15 protein-coding genes and 1 tRNA gene are annotated in these 25,530 nt (G+C 73.5%); 8 read left to right on the top strand and 8 right to left on the bottom strand.

From position 1 onward, the window contains the following. Positions 1-133: 133 nt before the first annotated feature. From ACN269_RS09230 to ACN269_RS09220, 3 genes are all read left to right on the top strand, one after another. Positions 134-1,546: an FGGY family carbohydrate kinase gene (locus ACN269_RS09230; RefSeq protein ID WP_421472049.1), complete on the top strand. Its 1,413-nt coding sequence runs from the start codon at positions 134-136 to the stop codon at positions 1,544-1,546. A 99-nt stretch (positions 1,547-1,645) separates the two neighbouring features. Beyond that, positions 1,646-4,189: a nitrate- and nitrite sensing domain-containing protein gene (locus ACN269_RS09225; RefSeq protein WP_421472048.1), complete on the top strand. Its 2,544-nt coding sequence runs from the start codon at positions 1,646-1,648 to the stop codon at positions 4,187-4,189. A gap of 5 nt (positions 4,190-4,194) precedes the next feature. Further along, positions 4,195-4,608: a roadblock/LC7 domain-containing protein gene (locus ACN269_RS09220; RefSeq protein ID WP_197281421.1), complete on the top strand. Its 414-nt coding sequence runs from the start codon at positions 4,195-4,197 to the stop codon at positions 4,606-4,608. 77 nt (positions 4,609-4,685) lie between these two features. Here the strand turns inward: ACN269_RS09220 and ACN269_RS09215 are convergent, their stop codons facing one another. Next, positions 4,686-6,029, bottom strand: coding sequence for a GH1 family beta-glucosidase (locus ACN269_RS09215; protein ID WP_421472047.1), 1,344 nt, complete (start codon positions 6,027-6,029; stop codon positions 4,686-4,688). 839 nt (positions 6,030-6,868) lie between these two features. Here ACN269_RS09215 and ACN269_RS09210 point away from each other — a divergent pair. Further along, a complete protein-coding gene (locus tag ACN269_RS09210) occupies positions 6,869-9,775 on the top strand; it encodes a glycoside hydrolase family 48 protein (protein WP_421472046.1) in 2,907 nt (968 codons plus the stop codon). Positions 9,776-10,257: 482 nt separating this feature from the next. Next, on the top strand, positions 10,258-11,145 hold the full coding sequence (locus tag ACN269_RS09205; protein ID WP_421472045.1) for a phosphatase PAP2 family protein: 888 nt from the start codon (positions 10,258-10,260) through the stop codon (positions 11,143-11,145). Positions 11,146-11,164: 19 nt separating this feature from the next. On the opposite strand, the gene ACN269_RS09200 is transcribed toward ACN269_RS09205, so the two are convergent. Together ACN269_RS09200 and ACN269_RS09195 are read right to left on the bottom strand one after the other, a co-directional pair. Further along, positions 11,165-12,028: a DUF1028 domain-containing protein gene (locus tag ACN269_RS09200; RefSeq protein ID WP_421472044.1), complete on the bottom strand. Its 864-nt coding sequence runs from the start codon at positions 12,026-12,028 to the stop codon at positions 11,165-11,167. 39 nt (positions 12,029-12,067) lie between these two features. Beyond that, positions 12,068-13,288 carry a low temperature requirement protein A gene (locus ACN269_RS09195; protein WP_421472043.1) on the bottom strand — a complete coding sequence of 407 codons (1,221 nt, stop codon included), beginning with the start codon at positions 13,286-13,288 and terminating at the stop codon, positions 12,068-12,070. Positions 13,289-13,441: 153 nt separating this feature from the next. Here ACN269_RS09195 and ACN269_RS09190 point away from each other — a divergent pair, with 153 nt between their 5' ends. Beyond that, the gene (locus tag ACN269_RS09190) at positions 13,442-14,425 is read left to right on the top strand and encodes an LLM class F420-dependent oxidoreductase (protein ID WP_421476238.1); all 984 of its coding nucleotides are present in this window, start codon (positions 13,442-13,444) and stop codon (positions 14,423-14,425) included. Continuing rightward, positions 14,422-15,213: an SDR family oxidoreductase gene (locus ACN269_RS09185; protein ID WP_421472042.1), complete on the top strand. Its 792-nt coding sequence runs from the start codon at positions 14,422-14,424 to the stop codon at positions 15,211-15,213. The genes ACN269_RS09190 and ACN269_RS09185 overlap by 4 nt, the downstream gene beginning before the upstream one ends. Before the next feature lie 153 nt (positions 15,214-15,366). On the opposite strand, the gene ACN269_RS09180 is transcribed toward ACN269_RS09185, so the two are convergent. The 5 genes from ACN269_RS09180 to ACN269_RS09160 form a co-directional block, all read right to left on the bottom strand. Continuing rightward, on the bottom strand, positions 15,367-17,727 hold the full coding sequence (locus tag ACN269_RS09180; RefSeq protein ID WP_421472041.1) for a transglutaminaseTgpA domain-containing protein: 2,361 nt from the start codon (positions 17,725-17,727) through the stop codon (positions 15,367-15,369). Then, on the bottom strand, positions 17,703-18,857 hold the full coding sequence (locus tag ACN269_RS09175) for a DUF58 domain-containing protein (protein ID WP_421472040.1): 1,155 nt from the start codon (positions 18,855-18,857) through the stop codon (positions 17,703-17,705). Before ACN269_RS09175 ends, ACN269_RS09180 begins: the two co-directional genes overlap by 25 nt. A 14-nt stretch (positions 18,858-18,871) precedes the next feature. Then, a complete protein-coding gene (locus tag ACN269_RS09170) occupies positions 18,872-19,867 on the bottom strand; it encodes an AAA family ATPase (protein WP_421472039.1) in 996 nt (331 codons plus the stop codon). A gap of 27 nt (positions 19,868-19,894) precedes the next feature. Next, positions 19,895-22,522: a fibronectin type III domain-containing protein gene (locus ACN269_RS09165; RefSeq protein WP_421472038.1), complete on the bottom strand. Its 2,628-nt coding sequence runs from the start codon at positions 22,520-22,522 to the stop codon at positions 19,895-19,897. Positions 22,523-22,723: 201 nt separating this feature from the next. Continuing rightward, positions 22,724-25,231 (bottom strand): tetratricopeptide repeat protein, encoded by a 2,508-nt coding sequence (locus tag ACN269_RS09160; protein ID WP_421472037.1) that lies wholly within the window; start codon positions 25,229-25,231, stop codon positions 22,724-22,726. A gap of 208 nt (positions 25,232-25,439) precedes the next feature. On the opposite strand from ACN269_RS09160, the gene ACN269_RS09155 reads away from it, so the two are divergent. Beyond that, positions 25,440-25,523 (top strand) — tRNA-Leu (locus ACN269_RS09155). The last annotated feature ends 7 nt before the right edge of the window (positions 25,524-25,530 follow it).

The following is a 25,530-nucleotide window of genomic DNA, read 5'->3' as shown; positions in this document are numbered from 1 at the left end:
CAGGAGGTTGGGTGCGCGAGCATGCGCATCACCTTACGCGGTCGGGCGCTGACTCGGGACCCCTTCGGGCGTACGGGTGTGCCGGGCCGGACCCTCGTCCCGGCGCGGGCGGCACCGGGTAACTTGACCGGCGATGAACATTCTCGCGCTCGACCTGGGCACCTCCTCCGTACGCGGTCTGGTGCTGGACGGGGAAACCCGGCCGCTGCCCGGCGCACTGGCCCGGCGGAAGGTCAAACTCGCCATCGGGGACGACGGCACCGGCACCCTGTCCGGCCCCGACTACCTCGCCTCGCTCGTCGAGTGTCTGGACGAGCTGGCCGAGGCGGGGCACCTGCACGACGTGGGCATGGTGGCGACGTCCGCGCAGTGGCACTCGGTGCTTCCGCTCGACCGTGACGGCACCCCGCTGGGCCCGGTCGTCACCTGGCTGGACACCCGGCCCGCGCCGGTCGGCGACACCTCCGGACCGTCCGACCCGGCCGGCTTCCACCACCGCACGGGCTGCTGGTGGCACCGCTCCTACTGGCCGGTCCGCCTGCCCTGGCTGCGGGACCAGTCGGGCACGCCGATCAGCCGGTTCGTCGGCCTCCCCGAATACGTGCTGGGCGAACTGCTCCAGACGGCGCCCATGTCGATCTCGCAGGCCTCCGGCACGGGTCTGCTCGACCTCTCCACCCTGCGCTGGGACGAGGAGGCGCTGACGTTGGCCGGCGCGCGGCCCCGCGACCTCCCGCCGCTCGGCGAGTTGGACTGGCACGGCCGGCTCCGCCCCGACCGGGCCCGCCGCTGGCCACAGCTGGCCGAGGCCCGGTGGGCGCCGCCGGTGGGCGACGGCGCGGCGTCCAACGTCGGCTCGGGCTGCGCCGACCCGAGCCGGGCCGCGGTCACGGTGGGCACCTCCGCGGCGGTACGCCTGATGCAGCGCGTCCCGGCCGGAGAGCCGCTGCCGCGGCTGCCCGAACGTCTGTGGCGCTACCGGGTCGACCATGACCACGTGGTGACCGGCGCGGCGTACTCCAGCGGTGGCAACCTGTTCGCCTGGGCGGACCGGGAACTGCGGCTGCCCCAGGGTGACGAGCTGGACGCGGCGCTGGCGCTGGTGCCGGTGGGCGGTGGCCGGCCGGCCGATCCCCGCTTCGGCGGTGACCGGGCGCCCGGGTTGGCCCCGGCGGGCACCGGCGAGCTGCGCGGTCTGAGCTTCAGCACCACGGCGGTGGACATCCTGGCCGGACTGATGCAGGGGTTGTGTGGGCTGGTCGCCGAGGACCTCGCGGTGCTGGAGTCCACAGTCGACAAGCCGGTCGGCGTGGTGCTGGGTGGCGGCGCGGTGGCCGCGTCGGTGTGGTGGCGGCAGGCGTTCGCCGCCGCGCTCGCGCCACGGCCGGTGTCACACCAACGCAACCCGGAGATCGGCGCGACCGGCGCGGCTCTGGTGGCGCTGGGTCACCTTGGTGAGGCGGCGGCTCTCGCCGACATCGGCCGGACGGACGAACTGGTCTCACCGACCACGACAGGACGTTCCCACCCGCAGTATCCTTCCTGAACTTTCGCCCTGCCCGGACCGTTGACAGTGCCACCGAGCCTGGTTGGATGGACTCCGCTCCCCGGGTCGCGGTGGACGCGGCAGGACGGAGGAGGCAGGGTGGCGGCAGGTCCCGACCCGTCGAACGGTGCGGTGTCGAACCACCGTCGGCGTCGCTTCGACGTCCGGGTCGTTCCGCATCGACGCCGCTCGCCGTTCCGGCTCCGGGACTGGCGGATGAGCACCAAGCTGGCCACCGTGCTGCTGGTGCCGTCGATGGCGTTCCTGGTGCTGGCGGGTGTGCAGACCAGCGCGCTGGTCGGCCGGACGGCCACGTTGAACGACTTCTCCCGGCAGGTCGGCATCGGTCGGCAGATCACCGCCGTGGTCGACCAGCTCCAGCAGGAGCGGGACCGGTCGGCGGGCGAGCTGGGCGAGCTACGTCGCGGCGGCGACCGGGAGGCGGCGGCCACCGCCCTGCGGCCGTTGCAGTCGGCCACCGAGCGCGCCGTCGAGGACCTGCGCCGGGCGGCCGAGCCGCTGGCCGACGCCGACGCCTCCTGGCGGGTCGCGTTCGCCGAGGTGCTCGAGGCGTACGACCAGGTGGTCGACATCCGACCGGCCATCCCGCCCGCGGTGCTCAGCAACGACACCATCCTGAGCAACTACCACCGGGCGGTCGACGCGCTGCTGGACCTGCTCGCCGAGCCGACGCCGGGCCAGGATCGGCCGGGGCTGAGCGACGCGGTGCTGCGCTACGTCCAGATCGCCCGGGTGAAGGAGTTGTCCTCCCGGGTCCGGGCCCAGCTCTACGCCGCCGGCCGGGCCGGCCGGTACGGCACCGAGGACCGGGTGATCCTCTCCGACCTGCGCGCCCAGCAGCTCACCGCGCTCGGCGCCTTCCGGGTGTCCGCGACCAGCGACCAGATCCGCCGGTACGACGAGACCTCGGTGAACCCCGGTTTCCAGGTCGCCACCCGTCTGGAGGAGCGCAGCCTGCCGGTCGGTGACGCGGCGCCGGAGGTGCTGCCCTCCGAGCAGTGGTGGTCGGCGAGCCAGCAGCGCCAGGAGCTGCTGCGGCAGGTCGAGGCGAGCGTGCTCGACGACGCGGTGCGGCAGGCCGACGACGCGAGCAGCGGCCAGCTCCGGACCACCCTGCTGGTGGTCGGCGGCGTCGTGGCGGTGCTGCTGGTCGCCCTGCTGATCTCGCTGCTGGTCGGGCGGTCGGTCGCCCGGTCGATGCGGTTGCTGCGCAGCCAGGCGCTGCGGATCGCCCAGGTGGAGCTGCCCGATGCCCTCGACCGGCTGCGCACCGTCACCGGTGGTGTGCCGACCATCGACGTGTCCCCGGCGGTCGTCCGTTCGCTCGACGAGATCGGTGAGCTGGCTGAGGCGTTCGTCGCGGTGCACCGCAGTGCCGTGACGGTCGCCGTCGAGCAGGCGTTGATGCGCCGCAACGTCAACGCGATGTTCGTCAACCTCGCGCGCCGCAGCCAGGTGCTGGTGGAGCGGCAACTGGAGCTGCTCGACGACCTGGAGCGCGAGGAGAGCGACCCGGACCAGCTGGAGAACCTCTTCAAGCTCGATCACCTGGCCGCCCGCATGCGCCGTAACGACGAGAGCCTGCTGGTGCTGGCGGGCACGGACTCCACCCGCCGGTGGAACCGTCCGGTGGGCCTGGGCACCGTGCTACTGGCCGCCGCCGCCGAGATCGAGCAGTACCAGCGCGTTCGGCTGGAGCCGATGGGCGTCGTGAACGTGGTCGGGCACGCGGTCGGCGAGCTGGTGCACCTGCTGGCCGAGCTGTTGGAGAACGCCACCGCCTTCTCCCGGCCGGACACCTTCGTCGTGGTGACCGCCCGGGTCGAGGCGTCCACCGCGCTCATCGAGATCATCGACGACGGTCTGGGCATGAGCCCGTCCGCGCTGGCCGAGGCGAACGCGGTGCTGGCCAGTCCGCCGGCCGCCGACGTCGCGGCGGTCGAGCGGATGGGCCTGTTCGTGGTCAGCCACCTGGCGAGCCGCCTCGGGGTGCGGGTGCAGCTCGAAGGGCGCCAGAGCGGCCTCGTCGCGCGGCTCGTGCTCCCGGCCACCCTGCTGGCGCCCGGCGCGGCCGTCGAGTTGGATCCGCCCGCGCCTGCCCGGATGCTGGCGTCGAACGCGGCCCGGGGTGCCGCGGCGCAGCGTGGGGCGGGGGCGCCCCCGTCCGCGGGCGTCCGCGGGCCGGCGACGCCGCTGGACCTGCCGGTGGCCGGTCGTCCGCCGGCCGCCGCCGTGCCCCGCCAGACCCGACCCGTGCCGGTACGCGCCGAGGACGTGTTGGCGCCGGCCGCCGCTCCCGCGGCCGACGGCGGCGGCTGGTGGTCCCGGCAGGGGCCGACCGGGCCGGCGGCCCCGGTCCAGCCCGTGCCGCCCGCGACTCCGGTGACGGCCGGCACGAACGAGCGGGGCCTTCCGGTACGCGTACCGATGGCGCAGCTCTCCGCGGTCACCCGCCCCGCCCAGCCGGAGTCGTCGCCGCCGCGCGCCGACCTCGACCCGGACGCGGTCGGCGGCATGCTTTCCCGGCTCTACAGCGGGGTACGGCGTGCCGAGGCCGAGGACACCACCGAGATACCGGTGCCCCCCTCGTGGGGGCACGACGAAGGAGGACGACGACAGTGACGACGTTGAGCCAGGAGGCACGTGACCTGAGCTGGCTGGTGAGCGCGTTCGCCGAGCGGGTGCCGGGCGTGGCGCACGCGGTGGTGGTCTCCTCCGACGGGCTGCTGGTGGCGATCTCCGACCACCTGCCCCGCGACCACGCGGACAAGCTCGCCGCGGTGACGTCCGGGCTGATGAGCATCACGGCGGGCGCGGCGCAGATGTTCGACGGCGACATCGTCAAGCAGACGGTGGTCGAGATGGGCCGGGGCTACTTCCTGGTGATGCAGGTGCGCGACGGATCGATCCTGGCCACGCTCGCGGCCGGGGACGCCGACATCGGCGTGGTGGGCTACGAGATGGCGCGGTTGGCGAAGCAGGCGGGGGAGATGCTCACCCCGGCGCTGCGAGCGGAGTTGCAGCAGGCGCTGCCCCGCTGAGTCTTCCGGCCGTGACCCGGACGGTCACCGACTCACCCGAGCCGAGCCGTCCGGGCCCGGCCGTCCGGGCGAGGAGTTCAGAAGCCACCCTCGGCGATGACGGAGCGGTACCAGTGGGCGCTGCGCTTGAGCACGCGCCGTTGGGTCACGTAGTCCACGTAGACCAGGCCCCAACGCTGCTCGTATCCCTCGTCCCATTCGAAGTTGTCGAGCATCGACCAGACATGGAAGCTCTCCAGCGGCACCCCGTCGGCGATGGCGCGGTGCGCGGCGGCCAGGTGGTCGCGCAGGAAGGTGATCCGGCCACTGTCGTCGACGGTGTCGTCGGCGGCCAGGCTGTCGGGGGTGGGCAGACCGTTCTCGGTCACGGTGAGCGGGATCGGGCCGTAGTCGCGGGTGACCCGGGTCAGGACGTCGTACATCCCGTCGGGGTAGATCTGCTGCCAGCCGGCCTCGGAGGTGGGCCAGCGGTGTTCGGTGCTGCCGTCGGCGGCGACGTAGATGGGCGTGTAGTACTGCACGGCCAGCAGGTCGACCGGCGACGAGATCACCGCCAGGTCGCCGTCGCGGATGCCCCGGACCATCCGGCTCTGCGGGCCGAGGTCGGCCAGGACGTCCTGCGGGTAGCTGCCCTTGAGTACGGAGTCGAGGTAGAGGCGGTTCTCGTAGCCGTCGTAGAGGTGCGCGGCGGCGGCGGCCTCGGCGGAGTCGTCGGTGGGGTAGCAGGGGTGCAGGTTGAGCGCGGGGCCGATCCGGCTGGTGCTGTCCGCGGCGCGTAGCGCGCGTACCGCGAGGCCGTGCGCGAGTTGCAGGTGGTGGGCGACGAGGTAGGCGGCGGCCGGGTCCTGCCGGCCGGGCGCGTGGTGGCCGGTGAGGTAGCCGTTCTGCACGACGGTCTTGGGCTCGTTGATGGTGAGCCAGACCGGCACCAGGTCACCGAGGGCGGTGAAGACGGCGTCGGCGTAGTCGGCGAAGCGGTGGGCGGTGTCCCGGGACTCCCAACCACCGGCGTCCTGCAACGCCTGCGGCAGGTCCCAGTGGAACAGGGTCGCCATCGGGGCGATGCCGCGCTCGTGCAGACCATCGAGGAGACGACGGTAGAAGTCGAGCCCGCGCTGGTTGGGCGCGCCGCTGCCGTCGGGCTGGATGCGGGGCCAGGAGATGGAGAAGCGGTAGCTGCGCAGACCCAGGTCACGCATCAGGTCGAGGTCTTCGGCATACCGGTGGTAGTGGTCGATGGCCACGTCACCGGTGTCGCCGTTGCGGGTGCGCCCGGGGATCCGGCTGAACGTGTCCCAGACCGACTCACCACGGCCGTCCTCCTTGGCGGCGCCCTCGATCTGGTAGGCGGAGGTGGCCGCGCCCCAACCGAAGTCGCGGGGGAAGCGCAGCGGGCCGGCGGGCCCGGTAGGTATCGACATGGATTCTCCTCGTGGATACGGGGCCACCGCCCAGATTCGGGAGCGCTCCCAGGATAGGCCAGAAGCGCTCGACCCGGTGAGCCGGCCGTCACGGCGGCCGACGATGGCGGGTCGAGGCGGGTGAGGGCCCCGGACAGCGAACGAGGCCGACCGGGCGGCGCTTCGCGCCTGTCCCGTCGGCCTCTTTTCCCATCGTGTACGGGGGTTTAGTGTGGGGACGGGGGAGGGCAACCCCCGTCCCCACCGTAACTGCACACACACGGGCGGAATTGGGTCCTGCCGTGCGTGTCGCGCGGGAGCCGGGCCACGCGAGTGGCTCTGGTTCCACCTCCCTCCCTGTGGCGGGATGATGGCTGACGGCGGCGTCCGGGCTGGCCCGCCGTCGGCCTTCGGATGGTTCCCCGGGCCCGCCACGAGGACGGTCCCGGCGATCTTCCAGTTGGAACCTTTGTCGATGGAAGCGCTCCCATCGACCGATGTTGCGACTGTAACGCCCGTCACGCCTTTGTGAAAGACCCAAAACGAGATCGAAACAAGTGGGTGAACCAGCTCGCTCTGCGCTTGTTGTGGGAGCGCTTCCATGGCACACTGTCGATTCAGCGCGACAGGAGCCAGATCGCGTGGGCGCGGGACCGCCGAGGGCAGCCGGAGCACCACCTCCGGTCACGGCACCCGAGCGCAGCCGGCGGGACCTCCTCCCGCGCGGGCCGCATCGCCGCACCCCGGCCGGGCCCGGGGCTACCACCTTCCCGGGCGCCTCGAATCCCCCGCGTACCACCACCTGCGGGCAGGCGCCTCGCCGGGAACCACCCGGCCTGGTCCGAGGAGACACCGCGCACATGAGACATCTGGCACGACGCCGTCGAGTGGCGATCCTCGCCGCCGCCGCGCTCGCCGTCGGCGGGGTGACCCTGCCCGCTGGCGCCGCACAGGCCGCACCGGCCTGCGACGTGGTCTACGCGACCAACGACTGGAACACCGGCTTCACGGCCAACGTGACCATCAAGAACCTGGGCGACCCGATCAGCAGCTGGTCGCTCAAGTGGACCTTCCCGAACAGCGGCCAGCGGGTCGTGCAGGGCTGGTCGGCCCGGTACAGCCAGTCCGGCACCTCGGTCACCGCGACCAACGAGTCGTACAACGGCAACCTCGGCACCGGCGCCTCCACCACCATCGGCTTCAACGGCGCCCACACCGGCAGCAACCCGAAGCCCACCTCGTTCACCCTGAACGGCACCCCCTGCAACGGCACCCCGGCCAACCAGCCGCCGTCCGTCTCGCTCAGCCTGCCCTCCGGGCCGTTCACCGCGCCCGCCGACGTGCCGCTGACCGCGAGCGCCAGCGACCCGGACGGGACGATCAGCAAGGTCGAGTTCTACCGCAACGGCCTGCTCATCAACACCGACACCACCGCGCCGTACTCCTACACGCAGGAGGATCTGCCGGCCGGCAGCTACACGGTGCAGGCCAAGGCGTACGACAACGCCAACGGCATCGGGGTCGACGAGAAGTCGTTCACCGTCGGCGCCGCCAGCGGCCCGACGCTGGTCGCCACGCCGTCCGCGGTGAGCGTGAACGAGGGTGGCACGTCCACCTTCAACCTCAAGCTCAGCGCCGCGCCGACGACGAGCGTGCCGGTCACCCTCACCCCCACGGGTGACAGCGACATCACGGTCTCGCCGAGCACGGTCACGCTGACCCCCACCAACTGGAACACCGGGGTCACCGTCACGGTCGCCGCGGCCGAGGACGCCGACACCGTCGGCGGTAGCGCCACCATCACCGCCGCCGCCACCGGTCTCGCCTCGCTGGCGGTCACCGCCACCGAGATCGACAACGACACCCCCGGCGGCGACAACGCCTACATCAAGAAGTTCCTCGACCAGTACGGCAAGATCAAGAACTCGGGTTACTTCAGCCCCGAGGGCGTGCCGTACCACTCGGTGGAGACGCTGATCGTCGAGGCGCCCGACCACGGCCACGAGACCACCTCGGAGGCGTTCAGCTTCTGGATCTGGCTGGAGGCCCAGTACGGCCGCGTCACCCAGAACTGGGCGCCGTTCAACAACGCCTGGACGGTGATGGAGAAGTACATCATCCCGTCGCACGCCGACCAGCCCACCGCCGCGTCGGCCGGCACCCCGCAGTACGCCGCGGAGTACAACCTGCCCAGCCAGTACCCATCGGCCCTGAACCCGAACGTCTCGGTCGGGCAGGACCCGCTGCGCTCGGAGCTGCAGTCCACCTACGGCACCGGCGACATCTACGGCATGCACTGGCTGATGGACGTCGACAACACGTACGGCTTCGGCCGCTGCGGCGACGGCACCACCAAGCCGGCGTACATCAACACCTTCCAGCGCGGCACCCAGGAGTCGGTGTGGGAGACCATCCCGCAGCCGTCCTGTGACACCTTCAAGCACGGCGGTCAGTACGGCTACCTCGACCTGTTCGTCAAGGACACCGGCGCTCCCGCCAAGCAGTGGAAGTACACCAACGCGCCCGACGCCGACGCCCGTGCGGTGCAGGCCGCCTACTGGGCGCTGACCTGGGCCAAGGCGCAGGGTAAGCAGGCCGACGTCGCGGCCACCGTGGCCAAGGCCGCCAAGATGGGCGACTACCTGCGGTACGCGATGTTCGACAAGTACTTCAAGAAGATCGGCAACTGCGTCGGGGCCAGCACCTGCCCCGCCGGCAGCGGCCGGGACTCGGCGCACTACCTGCTGTCCTGGTACTACGCCTGGGGCGGCGCGTACGACACCAGCCAGAACTGGTCCTGGCGGATCGGCTCCAGCCACAACCACTTCGGTTACCAGAACCCGTTCGCGGCCTGGGCGCTGACCAACACCCCGGAGCTGGCACCGAAGTCGGCGACCGCCGCCAGTGACTGGACCAAGAGCTTCGACCGGCAGCTGGAGTTCTACACCTGGCTCCAGTCGTCCGAGGGCGGCATCGCCGGTGGCGCGACCAACAGCTGGGACGGTAGCTACGCCCAGCCGCCGTCGGGCACCAGCACCTTCTACGGCATGTTCTACGACGTCGACCCGGTCTACAACGACCCGCCGTCGAACCAGTGGTTCGGCATGCAGGCGTGGTCGATGCAGCGGATCGCCGAGCTGTACCTGCAGACCGGCAACACGAAGGCCAAGGCGCTGCTGGACAAGTGGGTGCCGTGGGCCATCGCCAACACCACGCTCGGCACCAACTGGTCGATCCCGTCGGACATGAAGTGGACCGGCCAGCCGACCACCTGGAACCCGAGCAACCCGCAGCCCAACACCAACCTGCACGTCGAGGTGATCAGCAAGGGCCAGGACGTCGGCGTCGCCGCCTCCTACGCCCGGATCCTGATCGCGTACGCGGCGAAGTCGGGCAACGCGGCGGCGAAGACCACCGCCAAGGGTCTGCTGGACGCGCTGGACGCGGCCAGTGACGCGAAGGGTGTCTCCACCACCGAGACGCGGGGCGACTACAAGCGCTTCGACGACGTCTACGACGCCTCCACCGGTCAGGGCCTCTACGTCCCGCCGGGCTGGACCGGGAAGATGCCCAACGGCGACGCCATCGCCGCCGGGAAGAGCTTCCTGGACATCCGGTCGTTCTACAAGAACGACCCGGACTGGCCCAAGGTGCAGGCGTACCTGAACGGTGGCCCGGAGCCCACGTTCAACTACCACCGCTTCTGGGCGCAGGCCGATGTGGCCATGGCGTACGCCGACTACGGGACGTTGTTCCCGAACGGCTGAGAGCGACCCGGGGTGGGTGGAGTGCCCCGCCCACCCCGGGGTTCGGCCGGGTCCGGGGGAACGACGGGACCCGGCCGGCGGACGGCCTGACACCCACGGTCAGGCCGGGGTGGGCCGGTCATCTGGTCAACGCAGCGGGTCGACCGGCCCACCCCACCGCCCGGACTGAAGACTGCCGCGAAAAAGCCCAGAAATTCCGGCTGTCACGGGATCACACCAAGGACGTTGACGGAGTAACGTACGTCACCGGAGAGGCCGCTCCCCCCGTGGCGGCCTCTCCACTTTTTTATGCCCCGGATCGCGGCGCGGCGACCGGATGACGCAACCCCGGGTGCTCCGGTGGCAACGACCGGCGCAACACGACCCAGCTCGTCCACTCAGGTAGAGCGGGACGAACACCGCCACCTCAAAACCCCCGCCACCACCTGACCGCCGACAGCCGGTGGGCCACCGACCGACCGGCCCGGTCCGGCCGATACGGTGTGCGGATGCGCGCGACGGCACGGGGTTGGACCGCGGTCTGGTTGGTCGTACTGGCCCTCGTCCAGGCGGCCGCCCTCTTCGCCGTGTGGCGGGTTGCCCTGCACACCGAGACCGGTCAGTGGGTCGACACGGTCGCCCTCACCGGTAACGAGATCGGTCACGACCGCATCGACGGACCGGTGGACCGGATCCTGAACGCGATGTCGGTGGTGTCGCTGCTCGCCGCCACCGCGATGATCGGCTTCATCGCGCTCATCCGGGGGCGGATCGCCCTGGCCGTCACCGCGACGCTGCTCATCGCCGGGGCGAACGTCTCCACCCAACTGCTCAAGTACGGGCTGAGCCGGCCCGACTTCGGCGTCGACCCGGAGCGGGCCGCGGTCGGCAACAGCCTCCCCAGTGGGCACACCGCCGTGGCCGCGTCGGTGGCGGTCGCGCTGATGCTCGTCCTGCCCCGGAAGGTGCGGGCCGTCGGCGCCTTCGTCGGTGCGCTCTACGCCGCCGTCGCCGGGGTGGCCACGCTCTCCGCCGGGTGGCACCGGCCCAGTGACGCCGTCGCCGCCTATCTGGTGGTGGGTGTCTGGGCGGCGCTGGCCGGGCTGCTCCTGCTGATCACCCAACGGGAGCAGGCCCAGGTCGAGCCCGGCGACGCGCACCGGGTAGCCGCCGCCGTGCTCGGTGTCGCCGGGGTGCTCGCCCTGATCGCCGCCGGGCTGGCGCTCACCTGGCTGGTGGATCTGCGCGGGACCGGCCCGGAGGAGCTGACCCGCCGACCCCTGTTCGTCGCGTACGCGGGCAGCGCCGCCGGCATCGCCGGGACGATGGCGGTGGTCATGGCGCTGGCGCTGACCGTCGTGCACCGGCTGGTACCCCGGGTCAAGGGCTGACCCGGCGGGCGTCCGCTGATCAGGCGCCCTGGCGGGGTGCGGGCACGTGCGGGGCGACACCCCGCAGGTGGGTGAGCACCACCGGGTCGATCCGCCCCGGCACCAGGCGCTCCTCCAGGTTCTCCAGCCCCGCCCAGGAGATCAGCGCCGCCTCCGGCCCGGCGTCGCCCACCGGGTGACCGAGCGCGGTGAGCAGCGCCGCCACCTCGTCGGCGACCGCCCCGCTCAGGTCGAGCAGAGTCGCCGGGTCCGGCCGACTGAACAGCATGGTGTGTACGGCCAGCAGCCGACCGAGCTCGGCGACCGGGTCCGGATGGTCGTCCACCCGCAGGTCGACCACCACGTCGCTGGTGCCGCCGTACCCACCGCCGCGCTCGACCACCAGCAGGCCGGCGCTCTGCCGGCCGCGCCGGTCCCCGCCGGCCTCGTCACCGGCGCGCAGCGCGGCGACCAGCCGCTCGGCGAACGGCAGCGCCGTGGCGCCCTGCCACGCCTCGCCCATCGCGTCGACCACCTCGGGGCCGGCGAGGATGTTGCCCTGCGCGGCCCAGCCGTCGCCGACGCGTCCGCCCGCCCAGGGGTGGCAGGCCGGCCCGGTCCAGCTCGCGCCCGGCCCGCCGACGCCCACCACGCCGAGCTGTCGGTGCTGCCGCTCGGGGTCGGCGGCGACCAGGCCGGCCACCACGTCGGCGGCGGTCACCCCGGTGCGTAACAGCGCGAGCCCCTGCGGGCGGTAGGCGAGGTTGACGTGCGCCTGGGTGGCCAGCGCGCCGACCTCGGCCGCGGCGGCCGGCACCAACGCTCCGGCGGCGAGGAACTTGCTCGCCACGACGACGCCGTGGCGGCGGCCGTCGGCGGAGCGGGCGACGAGGGAGAAGGTCACCCGCCGAGACTAGCCGGGCCGACGGCGTACACCGAGGTCTCAGAAGGGCGTCGCGGCGGCCTCCGGCGGCGCGCCGCGCGCCCGGCGGGCGTCCGCGACCGCGACGCCGCCGAGCACGATCGTCCCGGCGGCGGTGGCGACCACCCCCGGCAGGAACAGCAGCGGTACGGCGGCCGCCGCCAGCACTCCGACGGCGATCCACCGGGACGGCGAGACCCGCCCGAACACCTCGTACTCGAAGCGGGCCCGACCGGTCAGGAACAGCGCGGGTCCGCCGAGCACCATGACCACCCACGGCGCCGGGGCGTGGCCCAGCGGATGCTCGATCACCAGCTCGTAGCCGATCGCCGTCGCGGCCAGCCCGATCACCATGATCAGGTGGGTGTCGGCCGCCGAGCGACCGATGTTGGCGGGGTGGCGGGCCGTCTGCACCGCCTCGGCCAGGATCTGCCCGGCGCGTTGCACGTAGATCCGCCACAGCATGATCGACGTGGCCACCGCGAGCGCGAACGCCCACATGTGCCCCGACCCGTACGGGCCCTTGCTGTACGCGAAACCGGCCACCAGGATCGTCTCGCCGAGCGCCACGAGGAAGAACTGCTGGTACCGCTCCGCCAGGTGCTCCCCGACGATCTCCCACTTCGAGACCGTGGAGCGGCCCAGCCCCGGCACCGGCCAGCCGCACCGGGCGGCCACGTACTCGGCGGCCAGCGCCACCGACCAGAGCACCACCTGCGCGTTGGTGGACACCAGCGCCCCGCTGATCCACAGCACGCCCGTGACGGCGAACACCACCGCCATGCGCACCTTCAGCCGACGGTACGGGTGCGCCCCCAACGCGATCGACAGGATCACCGGCCGGGTCACCTGCGCGATCACGTACGCCGTGGCGAACATGAGCGACGTCGCCGAGAACGCCCGGGGGATCGCCACCCCCATGACCATGCTGCTCACGAGCGCCGTCAACACGACGACCTGCAACGGCGCGCGGTACGGGTCGTAACGGCTGGTCGTCCACGCGGTGCCCTGCCAGACCGACCAGAGCGCCAGCAGCAACAGCAGTGTCTTGCCACTGCCGGTGATCGCCGCCGCGGCGTGGTCGCGGGCCGGCTCCCGGCTCAGATCCTCGAACGCCCGCGCGGATATCCGGGTGAGCGCGAAGACGTACACGAGGTCGAAGAAGAGTTCCAGGAACGTCGCCCGACCGGGCGCGGCCGCCGCCGGGACCGGCTCCAGGTGTCCTGCCGCCCTGGAACCCATGGTCAGCGGCCTGCGCCGGTGCTCCGGTCCACCTCGCAGTCGTAACACCTGCGCCTGCCGGAGCGCGGCGAACCGGCGATTAGGCCCACTAAGGGGATCTTGCTCAGGGACGCCGTCACCAGGCACGATCGATCGGTGACGAATCGATGGGGCATGACGGTGCCGTTGGGCGGGGTCCCACTGGCCGAGCACCAGGCGGTCTACGCGACCCTCGAACAATCCGGGTTCACCGACGTGTGGTCGTCCGAGGTGGCCGGGACCGACGCGTTCACCCCGCTGGCCCTCGCCGCGGCGTGGCAGCCGCAGCTCCGGCTGGGCACCGCGATCACCCCGGTCTTCACCCGCGGCCCCGGGCTGCTCGCGATGAGCGCGGCGGCGCTCGCCGAGGCGGCGCCGGGCCGATTCGCCCTCGGCATCGGCGCGTCCTCGCCCGTGCTGGTGCGGGACTGGAACGCGGCACGCTTCGACGAGCCGTTCCGGCGCACCCGGGACGTGCTGCGTTTCCTGCGGGCCGCCCTGCGCGGTGAGACGGTGGACGAGGTCTACGACACCTTCACCGTGCGCCGGTTCACCCTCGAACGCCCGCCCACGGCCCCACCGCCGATCCTGCTCGCCGCGCTGCGCCCGGGGATGCTCCGGCTGGCCGGCGCCGAGGCCGACGGGGTCATCCTCAACTGGCTCGCCGCCGACGACGTCCCGCGAACCCTCGCCGAGCTGGGCGAGCGCCGGGCCGGCTTCGAGGTCGCCGCCCGGATCTTCGTCTGCCCGACCGAGGACGCCACGTACGCCCGTACCCTCGGCCGACGGCTCATCACCAGCTACCTGACCGTCCCGGCGTACGCCGAGTTCCACCGCTGGCTCGGCCGCGATGGAACGCTCGCGCCCATGTGGGAGGCGTGGGCGGCCGGTGACCGTCGCGCGGCCAGCGCGGCCGTACCCGACGAGGTGGTCGACGCCCTGGTGCTGCACGGCTCACCCGAGCGGTGCCGGGCCCAGGCCCGCCGCTACGCCGAGGCCGGCGTCGACGTGCCGGTCCTCGCGCTGCTGCCCACCCCGGAGGTGACCGCCGGTGGCGTGGCCGCGCTGACGACCCTCATCGCCCAACTCGGCGTCGAGCCGCAGGGAGCGTCCGCGTGAACCTGACCGACCGGATCGTGGTCGTCACCGGCGGGGCCGGTGGCATCGGGGCGGCCCTGTCGCGCCGCTTCGCCGCCGAGGGGGCCGCCGCCGTGGTCGTCGCCGACCTGGACGCCGAGGCCGCCCGCGCGGTGGCCGAGGGCATCGGCCCGGTGGCGCACGCCGCCGCCGTCGACGTCACCGACGAGGCCCAGGTACGGGCGCTCGTCGACGACACCGAACGACGGTTCGGCCGCATCGACCTGTTCTGCGCCAACGCCGGGGTCACCACCGGCGGGGGAGTGGAGGTCGACGACGCGGGCTGGGACCGGGCGTGGCGGGTCAACGTGCTCGCCCACGTCTACTCGGCCCGCGCCGTGCTGCCCGGCATGCTCGCCCGTGGTGGCGGCCACCTGCTGCACACCTGCTCCGCGGCGGGGGTGCTGACCGCGGTGGGCGACGCCGCCTACACCGCCACAAAACACGCCTCGGTGGGCTTCGCCGAGTGGCTGGCCATCACCTACCGGGACCGGGGCATCCGGGTCAGCGCCCTCTGCCCGCAGGGGGTGGACACCCCGATGCTCGCCGACGGGATCGCCCAGGGGCACCTCGGCGCCCGGGTGATCACCGCCTCCGGTGCGGTGCTCACCCCGGACCAGGTCGCCGACGCGGCGATCGCCGGGCTCGCCGAGGAACGGTTCCTGATCCTGCCGCACCCGGAGGTCGCCGACTACGCCCGCCGTCGCGCCGAGGACCCGGACGGCTGGCAGGCCGGCATGCGCAAACTCATCCGCCGCCTGACCAGCTGACCGGGCTCGGCCTGACCGTGTCGGTCAGGCCGGCAGTCGCCGAGTTGACCAAGGGGTTTGCGTCAGAAAGATCCCCAGCGCTGATGCAAAGCTCTTGATCACCGACGCCGACCTCGCCGTACTGGCGGCCCGGCCGGCACCGGGCCTGCCGGATCACCGGCGGGCGCGGCGCAGGGGGGCGGGGTGTACGGACCAGAGCAGACGCCGCCACCAGGGACGGGCCGCCCGCAGCGTCGCCACGTAGTCGGTGGCCACCTCGGCGGCGCGGACCGCCTGGTCGGCCGTCGCGGTACCGGGGGCGAAGCCCACCTGGTTGAGCAGCGTCGCCAACTCGTCCACGGCCGGGTCGGTCGTCACCTCCGGAGGCGAACCCTCCGTGCGCCGGGCGTCCGCGAGGGCTTGGCGGGCGCGTCCGGCCACCTCGGTGGCGGCCAGGTCGTCGCCGACCGGCCGACCGGCCAGCCGCAACGCGTCCGTCACCTCCCGCCAGGCACCGGCGATGCGCTGGCCGGGGTCGCCCCCCGCCAGCCGTTTTCGGGTGAGGGAGCGGCGCATCGCCAGCAGGGTGAGCAGCAGCGCCCCCACCACCAGCAGCAGCGACCCGCTGCCGCCCGCGACCAGCACCGGCGTGGACACCCCACCACTCGCGGGCGGCCCGTCACCAGCGGCCACCGGCTCCGGCGACGCGGTCGGCTCCGCGGTGGGCGCGGGCACCTCCGACGGCGGCGGATCCTCGGGCGTGGGGCGGAAATCCTCCTCCACCGGCCGCGGTTCGTTCTCCGGCTGAGGCAGCGGGTTGAACGCCACCCACCCCAGCCCGTCGAACAGCACCTCCGGCCAGGCGTACGCGTCACCCGCCCGCACCGGCCCCTGACCGCCGGAGGAGAAACCGACCACCACCCGCGTCGGCAGACCGGAGAGCCGGCCGAGCACCGCGAACGCCGCCGCGAACTGCTCCGACGTGCCCCGCTGCCCGCCGCCGTTGCGCGGTCCGAAGAGGAAGAAGGCCAGGTTCGGGTACGCGTGCCCGCTCGGCGCGTCCGCCACCACCCGGTAGTGCTCGGCCAGGAACTGCTCGATCGCCGCCGCCCGCGCGTACGGGGCGCCGTTCTCCTCGGCGAGCTGGGTCGCCAGCCGGCGCAGCGGATCCGGCACACCGTCGGCGACCCGCAGCACCCGGGCCACCTCCTCGCCGGCCGGCACGTTCGCGGTGGCCAGCAGGTTGTTGTCCGGGCGCTCCCGGACCGACGTCACCTCGTACCGCAGCCCCGGCGTCAACCCCTCCGGCCGGATCAACGTCCCCGTCGCCGGGTCGTACGCCACCCGCGCGCCGCTGACCTCACGGGGCGTCGCCACGGCCGGGAGCAGCCGCCCGGTCAGCTCCGCCACGGTGATCTGCTGCCGGACGGTCTGCACCGTGCTGTCCCGGGCCGGGGCGGTGGCCGGCAGGATCCGCCCCGCGTTGCGGTACGTCGCGCCGACCCGCCAGGTGATCCCGTCGTAGTCACTGAGCACCGCCAGCCGGATCCGCATGCCGGCCGACTTCGGATCCTCCGCGTCGCCGGCCGGAGCGGTGGTGCCCGACGTGCTCACGTCGAGGAGCTTCTGCTCCGGGTGCAGCGCCCACCCCGAGATCCGGATCAGCGGGTTCTCGTCGAGCGTCTCGACCTGCGGCGGCTCCACGTACCGGCGCGGGTCGACCGGTCGCCCGTCGACCTGACCGGCGACCACCGGGCCGAGCAGCGCGACCAGCCCGATCACTAGGACGACACCGAGCGTCGCCGACACCGCCAGCCGGAGCCGCACCGCCGCCCGCACCCCGGGCGCGAGACCGGCCGCCGGGTCACCGCCGACCGGCGACGCACCGGTCGGCGCGGCCAGCCCCACCGCCGCGACCGCGACGAACGCCACCGTCACCCCGATCGCCGGCTCGGCGTTCGGGCCGACCACGTAGAGGGCCGCCGCGTAGAGGCCCGCCGCCGGCAGGTAGCCGAGCAACACCCGGCCCGTGCGCAACGCCACCTCCGCCCCGGCCAGACCGGCCAGCCAGGCCGCCACCACCGGCACCAGCACCGTGTCCGGAGTGGGCTCCACCGGGATCATCGCGGTGAGCAGGCGGGGAATGCCGTTGCGCGCCGCGTCCGCGCTCACCTCCAGCAGGCTGCCCGGCAGGTCGGCGCGGGCGGCGGCCAGGCGCAGCGACCACAGCGTCCACCCGGCCAGCGCCGCCATCGACACCGGCGCCACCAGCCACGACGGCAACCGCCGCGCGGCCACACTGACCAGCACCGAACCCACCGCCGCGCCGATCACCAGCCAGGTCAGCAGGTCGCCCGCGTACACCCGGCCGAGGACCACCCCGGCGAGCGCGACGAGCGCGATCAGCGTCAGTGGCACGACGGCCGCCCGCAGCACGCGTACCACCCGCCCCGCCCCGCTCGGGCCGCCCGCCGTCGCCTCCGGCGCCTCGCGCTGCGGCGCGATGCCCGTCACCACCGGCGTACCCCGTCCCACTCGGCGGCGAACTGCGCGCCGTCCGCCGCGTCGACCACCACCAGGCCGGCCGTGCCCGCCGGCGTCGGCTCCGCCGCGCCGAACACCCCGACCACCACCGACGGGTACGCGCCGCGCAGCGCACCGACGTGCCCCAAGCCGTCCCGCCCACCGGGGCCGGTCAGGAAGATCAGCGTGTCGCCGAGCCGCTCCTGGCGCAGCCGGGTGGTGACGGCGCGCAGGGCGTCGTCGGAGTCGGACAGGTCGGCGGCGGCGAGCCGGTCCAGCGGCCCCACCCCGGCCGGCCCGTCCTCGCTCGGTTCCGGGCCGACCAGCAGCAACAGCACCGGCAGGTCCGCGCGGTGCGCGGCGGCGACGACCGACGCCGCCGCCTCGCACGCGGACTCGAACGACTCCGCCACCCCGCCCGTGCGGTGCGGATGCGCGGCCGCCCGATTGTCCAGCAGGACGACCAGACTGGGCAGGCTGGTGTCCACGTTCTCCCGCACCATCAGTTCGCCGACCCGGGCGCTCGTACGCCAGTGCACCCGCCGCAACTCGTCGCCGACCACGTACTCCCGCAGCGAGTCGAACGTGATCGACCCGTGCGGCACCCCGTCGATCCGGCCGTCGAGGCTGCGCCCCGCGCCCGTCGGTACGGCCGACAGCGGATGGATGCGAGGGTGCACCCAGACCGGTGCCGTCTCCCCGTACGGTCGGGCGAGCGCCACCAGACCCAGCGGGTCCCGCCGGGTCACCCGCAGCGGACCGACCGCCACCACCCCACGGCGGTCGGTCGGCACGTCGTAGCGGACCTCGGTGTCCCGACCGGGACGCAGGCGCAGCAGCGGCACCGGCACCGCGCGGCTCCCGCACCGGTCCTCGGCCAGCAGGTTCGCCGAGCGTAGCCGGCCGGCGTTGCGCACCGTCAGCGTCATGCTCGCCGGCTCGCCCCGCGACACCCGGTCCGGATCGGCGCGACGCGCGACCACCAGCCGGGGCCGCCAGGCCGCCGTCAACGCCGCGTAGCCGACGGCCGCGCCGGCCGCCGCGCCCAGCAACGTCAACTCGGGGTACGCGAACCGGAAACCGGCCCCCAGCAACACGACGGCGGCGACGAGCAGCCCGACCCCTCGGGCGGTGATCCCCACGACGCTGCTGCCGGTCAGCCCTGCACCGGGGCCGGTTGCCCCGACGGCAGCGGCACCGGCACCGAGGCGACGGCCTGGCGCAGCACCTCCGCGGCGGTCATCCCGCGCACCTGCGCGTCCGGGGTGAGCAGCAGCCGGTGCGCGAACACCGGCTCGGCGAGCGCCTTGAGGTCCTCCGGCATGATCCAGCCCCGCCCGTCGATGAGCGCGTACGCACACGCCGCCCGGGTCAACGCGATCACACCCCGCGGGCTGACCCCGACGCGTACCTGCGGATGGGTACGGGTCGCGGCGGCCAGCCGGACCGCGTACGCGTACAGCGGCTCGGCGATGTGCACCCGGCGCGCCATCCGGACCATCTCCCCGACGGTCGCCGTGTCGGTGATCGGGGCGAGCGCCTCGGGGGAGCGGACCGTCGCGCCGCGCAGCACCTCCACCTCGACCGCCTCGTCCGGGTAGCCGACCGACAGCTTCACGAGGAACCGGTCGAGCTGCGCCTCGGGCAGCCGGTAGGTGCCGTCCATCTCCACCGGGTTCTGCGTCGCCACCACCAGGAACGGCGCCGGCACCGGGTGCCGGACCCCGTCCACGGTGACGGTGTGCTCCTCCATCACCTCCAGCAGCGCCGACTGCGTCTTCGGCGACGCCCGGTTGATCTCGTCGGCGATCACGATGTTGGCGAACACCGGCCCCGGGTGGAACTCGAACTCCCGGCTCGCCTGGTTGAAGATCGTCACGCCGGACACGTCCGACGGGAGCAGGTCGGGCGTGAACTGGATGCGCCGCCACTGACCCTGCACCGTCGCGGCGATGGCCCGTGCCAGGGTCGTCTTACCGACCCCCGGCACGTCCTCCAACAGCACGTGCCCCTGGGCGAAGAGCGCCGTCAGCGCCAGCCGGACCACCTGCGGCTTGCCGAGCACCACCGCGTTGACGTTCTCGGCCAGCCGGGCGGCCAGGGCGGCGAAGCCCTGCACCTCCGGCTGGGTGAGCGGCTCGTGGGTGTTCACGGTCGGTGGTGCTCCTTGCCTGGTGGTTCAGCAGGTGGGCAGGACGTTGATGTTGTCGCCGCCTTCCAGGTTGAGCCAGGCCCAGGGAATGTAGTTCTTCCCGTCGAACTCGACCTGCACCCACCAGGTGCTGCGCTTCTGGTCGTTGTAGATCCAGGAGTCGACGTCCTCGCCGGCCTTTTTGCAGTACGCCTGTAGCCGGCGGCCGGGCTTGGCCCAGCCCACCTGCTTGTCGTTGTCCTGCCGGGGGACCGAGAAGACCTCGTTACCGTTGCGGCGACTGGCGACCTCCTTGTCGCAGTACGTCCGCTGGTCGCCGTCCGGACCGTTGTTGCACGTCGCGATCCCGTACAGCGCCTGGGTGGTCTGCGCCCGCTTGGCGGTGCTACTGCCGGCGGCGTTGGTCGCCGTCACCGTGAACGTGTACGCCGTACCCGGCGTCAGACCCGACATCGTGATGCTGGAACACGCCCCGGCCTTCGTCGGCTCACCCGACGTGCTCAGCGAGCAGGTGGCCCTGCCACCGCCGGCGTCCACGGTGAACGTGACGGTCGCTCCCGTCGCCGTCGCCGACGAGCCGGTCACCGTGATCCGGGGCGCCGCGACCGTACGGGCCGTGGCGGTCGCCTCCGGACCCGGCCCAGCCTCGTTGACCGCCTTCACCTTCACCGTGACGTTCTGGCCGTTGCCCAGACCGGTGACGGTGGTGCGGGTCTCGGTCACCTCGCTGGTCTTGCCACCGACGTCCACCTGGTACTTCGTCACCGGCCGACCGTTCGCCTCGGCCGGCGACCACTGCACCGTCACCGCGCCCGGCTGGTCGGCGACCGTGCCGGCCTGCAGATCCAGCGGACGACCCGGCGCCGCGAACGGCACCACCGTGTTGCTGACCGGCGAGGCCGCCGAACCGGCACCCTTGTCGTTGACCGCCACGACGGTGAACGCGTACTGGGTGCCGTACTCCAGCTCACCGGCCGGCACCACCAGCTCGGTCTTGGTCGACTCGCCGGCCGGCGCGTTCGTACCCGCCGACGTGGCCGTCACCGCGTACTTGGCGATCTTGTTGCCCTGGGCGTTCGCGGCCGGCCACTTCACCACCACCGTGCCGTCCGGCCGCTCCTGCGCCGTGATGCTGGCCGGCGGATCGGGCACCGCGGCGGTCGGGGTGACCGGGTTGCTGCTGCGCGGCGGGCCGTCACCCTTGGCGTTCACGGCGTGCACCGCGAACCGGTACGTCTCGCCGTTGGTCAACCCCTTGACCTCGACCGCGCGCTGGTTGGCGCCCACCTCCAGGCGCTGACCGGCGCCCTGCACGACGTACTTGATGATCTCGGCGCCATTCGCGGCGGCCGGCCGCCAACTCACCCGGGCCTGGGCGTTGCCGGCGGCGGCCGTGACGCTGCGCGGCGCGCTCGGCTTGTTCACCCGGGGCTTCTTCGGCGGAGGCGGCGGCGGGGGTGCCGGCGGCGGGTCACCGCCCAACACGTCGTTGGCGTACTTGTCGACCTCGCGCACCTGGTGCTTGTCGTCCACCACCCGGGCGGTCGCCGAGTCGGGCGAGTTGATGAAGAGGTGGTTCTCGCGGACCTCCATCTCCAACGGTCCGGTCGCCTTGCCCTTGATCGTGTCGACCAACTGGCCACCGACATCGAAGGAGTAGATGGTGCCGGTGGCCTCGTCGGCGCAGTAGAACCGATCGGCCCACGCCACCGCCGGGCTCAGCCGGTCGCCGCTGCCCGGCACCGTGAACGTCCGCTCCTCGCCGACGTCACCCACCACCAGCACCCGCCGCTCGGCCGGCACCGTCACCGGCACCCGCGGCCCGGAGGTGCGCGCCGGCAACGCCGCAGGGCCGGGCAGCGTCAACGGAGTCGGCCGCACCTCGCCGCGCTGTACCCGCAGCAGCCGGCCGGCCGTCCGGTCCAGCACCGCCACCCCGTCGTCCAGAGTGGAGACCACCAGATCGTGGCTCGGGTCGGCGACGTCGTACGTCTCGACCCGCTCCGGACTGAGCCCCCCGCCGGCCGGTGCCGCCGAGGCCGGCGCCGACGGCAGCTTCGCGGCGGTGACCGCCGAGACCGTGCCCTCGCTGGGCACCCCGATCCAGAGGCGGCCCGCACCGTCGAACGCGCCACCGGTGATGCCCGGCGGATAGCGCACCGGTTCACCCACCGGACTCAACGAGCGGGGGTCGAGCTGCCGCACGATGCCCTGCACGGCGTCGACGACGAACGCCGCGTCCTCGTGCAGGGCGACGCTCACACCCAGGCCGGGCGTGGTCGGCGTGGTCGCCGTGAGCTGCAACGTGGCCAGATCCAGTGAACTGATCTGCCCGGTCTGCAGGTCCCGCAGGATCAGCAGCCGGTCGGTCTGGGCCACCTGCATCGGGTGCCGACGGGCGCCGGGTACCTCGGTGCGGGTGTCCACCCGGGCCGTCACCCCGTTGACCCGGGCCAGCTCGCTGCGCACCCCGCTCCACAGCCAGGAACTCGCGTCGTAGTTGGCCACCGCGTTGTCCGCCGCGCCCAGCCCCAGGACGGTCAGTCCCATGGCGGCCAACAGCGCGGTGACCGTGCCCACCGTCACGAGCCCGCCTCGCAGTCGGGACCGGGAACGGGGGGCGTCGGTCCGCTCGGCGTCGTCGATGCTGGCCACAGCCGGCTGCCTTCCCTGAGTCGTGGCAGGTGGCGTACGCCTCGCGGCGACCCCTCCCCTGAGCCGGGTGCCATCATATGGCCCGGCCGGGAACGGGGGAACCCGCACCGTCACCCCTGTGGATACCGAGCGTGCGCGGTGGACGCCCAGCTCAGCTCCACAATCGCCAATCCGACGATGACCAGGTCGACGCCGCAGCGCTCAGCTCGGCGGTGTCGACCGCTCGCGATCCGTGCACACCTGACCCGAGGTGGCGAAACTGTCGGTCGAGTAGACGGCCAGCACCGTGAAGCAGTAGTCCACCCGGGAGCTGAGTCCGTTGACCGTGTGGCTGGTCCGCCCCGGCTCCACGGTCGCCATCACGCCGAGCGCCGACCCGGCCCGCCCACCCGCGACCATGAACGGCACCGTGCCACCGGACGGATCCGTCCAGCTCAGAGTGATCGTCACCGCGTCGTCGCGCAGCTTCAGGTCGCCGGGAGGGGGACCGGTCGTCGCCGGAGCCACCGTCACCGACGTCCCGGACGGCGGCGGCGCGTCCTCACGGCTCAACACCACCGCACCCAGGCCCGCGACCGCCACCAGGGCAACCCCGGCGGCCACCGCCGCGCCGATCACCGTCGCCCGGTTGCGGCCCGTCGAGCCGGTCCCGTCGGGGTACGGCGGCGCGTACGCCTCCTGCGGGTAGTACTGCCCCGGGTACACCTCGTGGCTGACCGGGACCTGCTGCGCCGGGTACTGCTGGCCCGAGGGATGCTGCTGCGCGGCGGACGGGTAGGTGGGCGGACCGTAGGGCGCGCCCAGGCCCGGGATCAGGTCGTCCACTGGAGTCGAGGCCGAGCCGCCAGGCCCGCCGGTGCCGGGTACGGGGCCGCCGTGCCCACCCGGGACGTGGACCGGTCCGTGCTGTCCATCCCGGACGGGGGCCGGTCCGACGGGTCCACCCGGAACCGGGGCGGCGGTCGTCGGTGCCGGACCGTGGTTCGGCACCCAGGTGGACGTGGCCGCTTCTCTGGCGTCGGGCCCGCCCGGCGCCGTCGCCGGCCCGACGGCCGGGAACACCTCCGTCGACGCGGACGCGAAACCTGACGCTTCGCCGGGGCCGGTCGGGAGGCCTTCGGGGCCTCCGCTGCCCGGTCGGGGCCGCTCGGGCACGCTCGGCTGACTGCCCGCTGTGCCGTCCGAACCCGGCCCGACCCCGGCGGCCGGTGCCGGCTGGACGTCCGTCGATGCAGGGGCGTCAGCTCCGGACGTGGGTAGCGGTTGCGGCGGCGCGCTGCTGCTCCAGGGCGGGGCGGTCAGTCCCCACGGCGGTGCGCTCACCGGAGGGGCCGACACCGGCTGGCCGAGGCCCGGTGGCGCGGAAACGGGGTAGTGCTGGCGGGGTGGTGCGGAGACAGGCTGGCCGTGGCCGGGTGGTGCCGACACGGGGAGACCGGGCGGCCCGGACACCGGGAACGCCTGGGCCGGGGGACCGGAGATGGGCTGGTCGTACCCGGGCGGAGCGGACACCGGACGGCCGGGTGGCGTGGCTGGTCCGGAGGCCGGTGCCGACGGCAAGCGCGGTCCGGAAACCGGCACCGGAGGTGCGGCGGGCGTCGCGCCGGGCGGCTGGTGCGTAGCCGTACCCGCCGGGCTGTTCGTCGTCGGGATCGCTCCGGGCGCCGCCGGACCTGCGGCCGTGGCGGCTGCGCCGCTCGACCCTGCCGCCGCGAGCCGAGCCGCCTCCTCCGCCAGCAGGGGCTCGATCTGCCGTACCTGAATCGTGGGGTGATCCCACCGCGCCGCCGGCGGGGGGCTGGTCTGCGGACTGGCGGAGGTCGGCGCGGTGGGCCGCTGCGCGGTGGCCGGCGGTCCGGCCGTGGGCGGTGTCTGCGGCCCACCGGAGGCCGGGCGGACCGGCGCGTCGCTCGTGCGCTGGCGCGGCGGCGCGGGCTGTTGCGGCAGGTGTGGCGTGGGCGGGGCAGCCGCCACAGGTGGGGGGCCGGCCGCTGGCCGCGGCGCGACCGTCTGCCGCTCGACCCGCTGGCGGGGCGGCATCGGCGGTGCGGTCGGTGCCGGGGGAACGGCCGAGGCGGGCCGCGTCGGACCGGCCGGGGTCGGGGAAGGCTGGGGCGCCCAGGGCGACGCGGGCGTCGACGGATCGCCCGCAGCCGGGCGCATCGCGGCCAGGGTCGCCAGGGACAGCGTCGGGCCGGAGAGCGCCGACCGGGCCGCGGCGTCGGTCGAGGTGCCGGTGACGGAGGTCGGCGGCCCCACGTACGACTGCTCCGCAGCGGGGCTGGCCTCGCCGAGGTAGTCACGGGCGGCGCGTACGACCGGGTGGTTCTCTCCGAGCACCGCGGGCCCGGCGCTGGCGACCCGGGTGTAGTTACGGCGGGCCTCGTGCCTGTTACCCAACTCCTCGGCGACCTCCGCCAGCTCGAAGGCGAGCGCGAGCATCGTCGGCTCGGCATGGTCCCAGCGTCGCTCGCCCGCCGCGAAGGCCTCCTCGAGCACCCGGCGGGCGGCGAGCGGGTCGTCGGCCTCGCGGTGCAGGCGGGCCAACAGGTGAGCGGTGTGCAACGTCTCGGGATGGTCCTCGCCGTACGGCGGACGGGCGGACCCGACGGCGTCCGCGAGCAACGTCCGGGCGGCGTCGTGGTCGCCCGCCGCGCGCAGCGCGAGGGCCCGTTGCTGTACGGCGGCCAGGGGAGAGGGATGGGACACAGGGCAATGCTGCCGTCACCGCGCCGTCGACGCTACCCGGCCCTCCGCTGGAGCCGATTCCGGTGACCCTGGGTGGTGGCGTGAGCAGCGGCGGGAGGGCGATGTGCATGATCCACCGACGCCGTGTACAGTAACTCCCCGTGCGGCCCGCTGGGCCGGCCTTCGGATGCAAGATCATCTGGGTCGGCGAGGTAGGTTGAACGAGCAAGTCCGGGTGGCGGAATGGCAGACGCGCTAGCTTGAGGTGCTAGTGCCCGTATAGGGCGTGGGGGTTCAAGTCCCCCCTCGGACACGTTAAC

Origin of the sequence: Micromonospora sp. WMMD736 (assembly GCF_049179015.1) — a bacterium.
Lineage (GTDB): Bacteria > Actinomycetota > Actinomycetes > Mycobacteriales > Micromonosporaceae > Micromonospora.
Note: the sequence above shows the minus strand (reverse complement) of the source record. Positions and strands in the feature narration are given on the sequence as shown.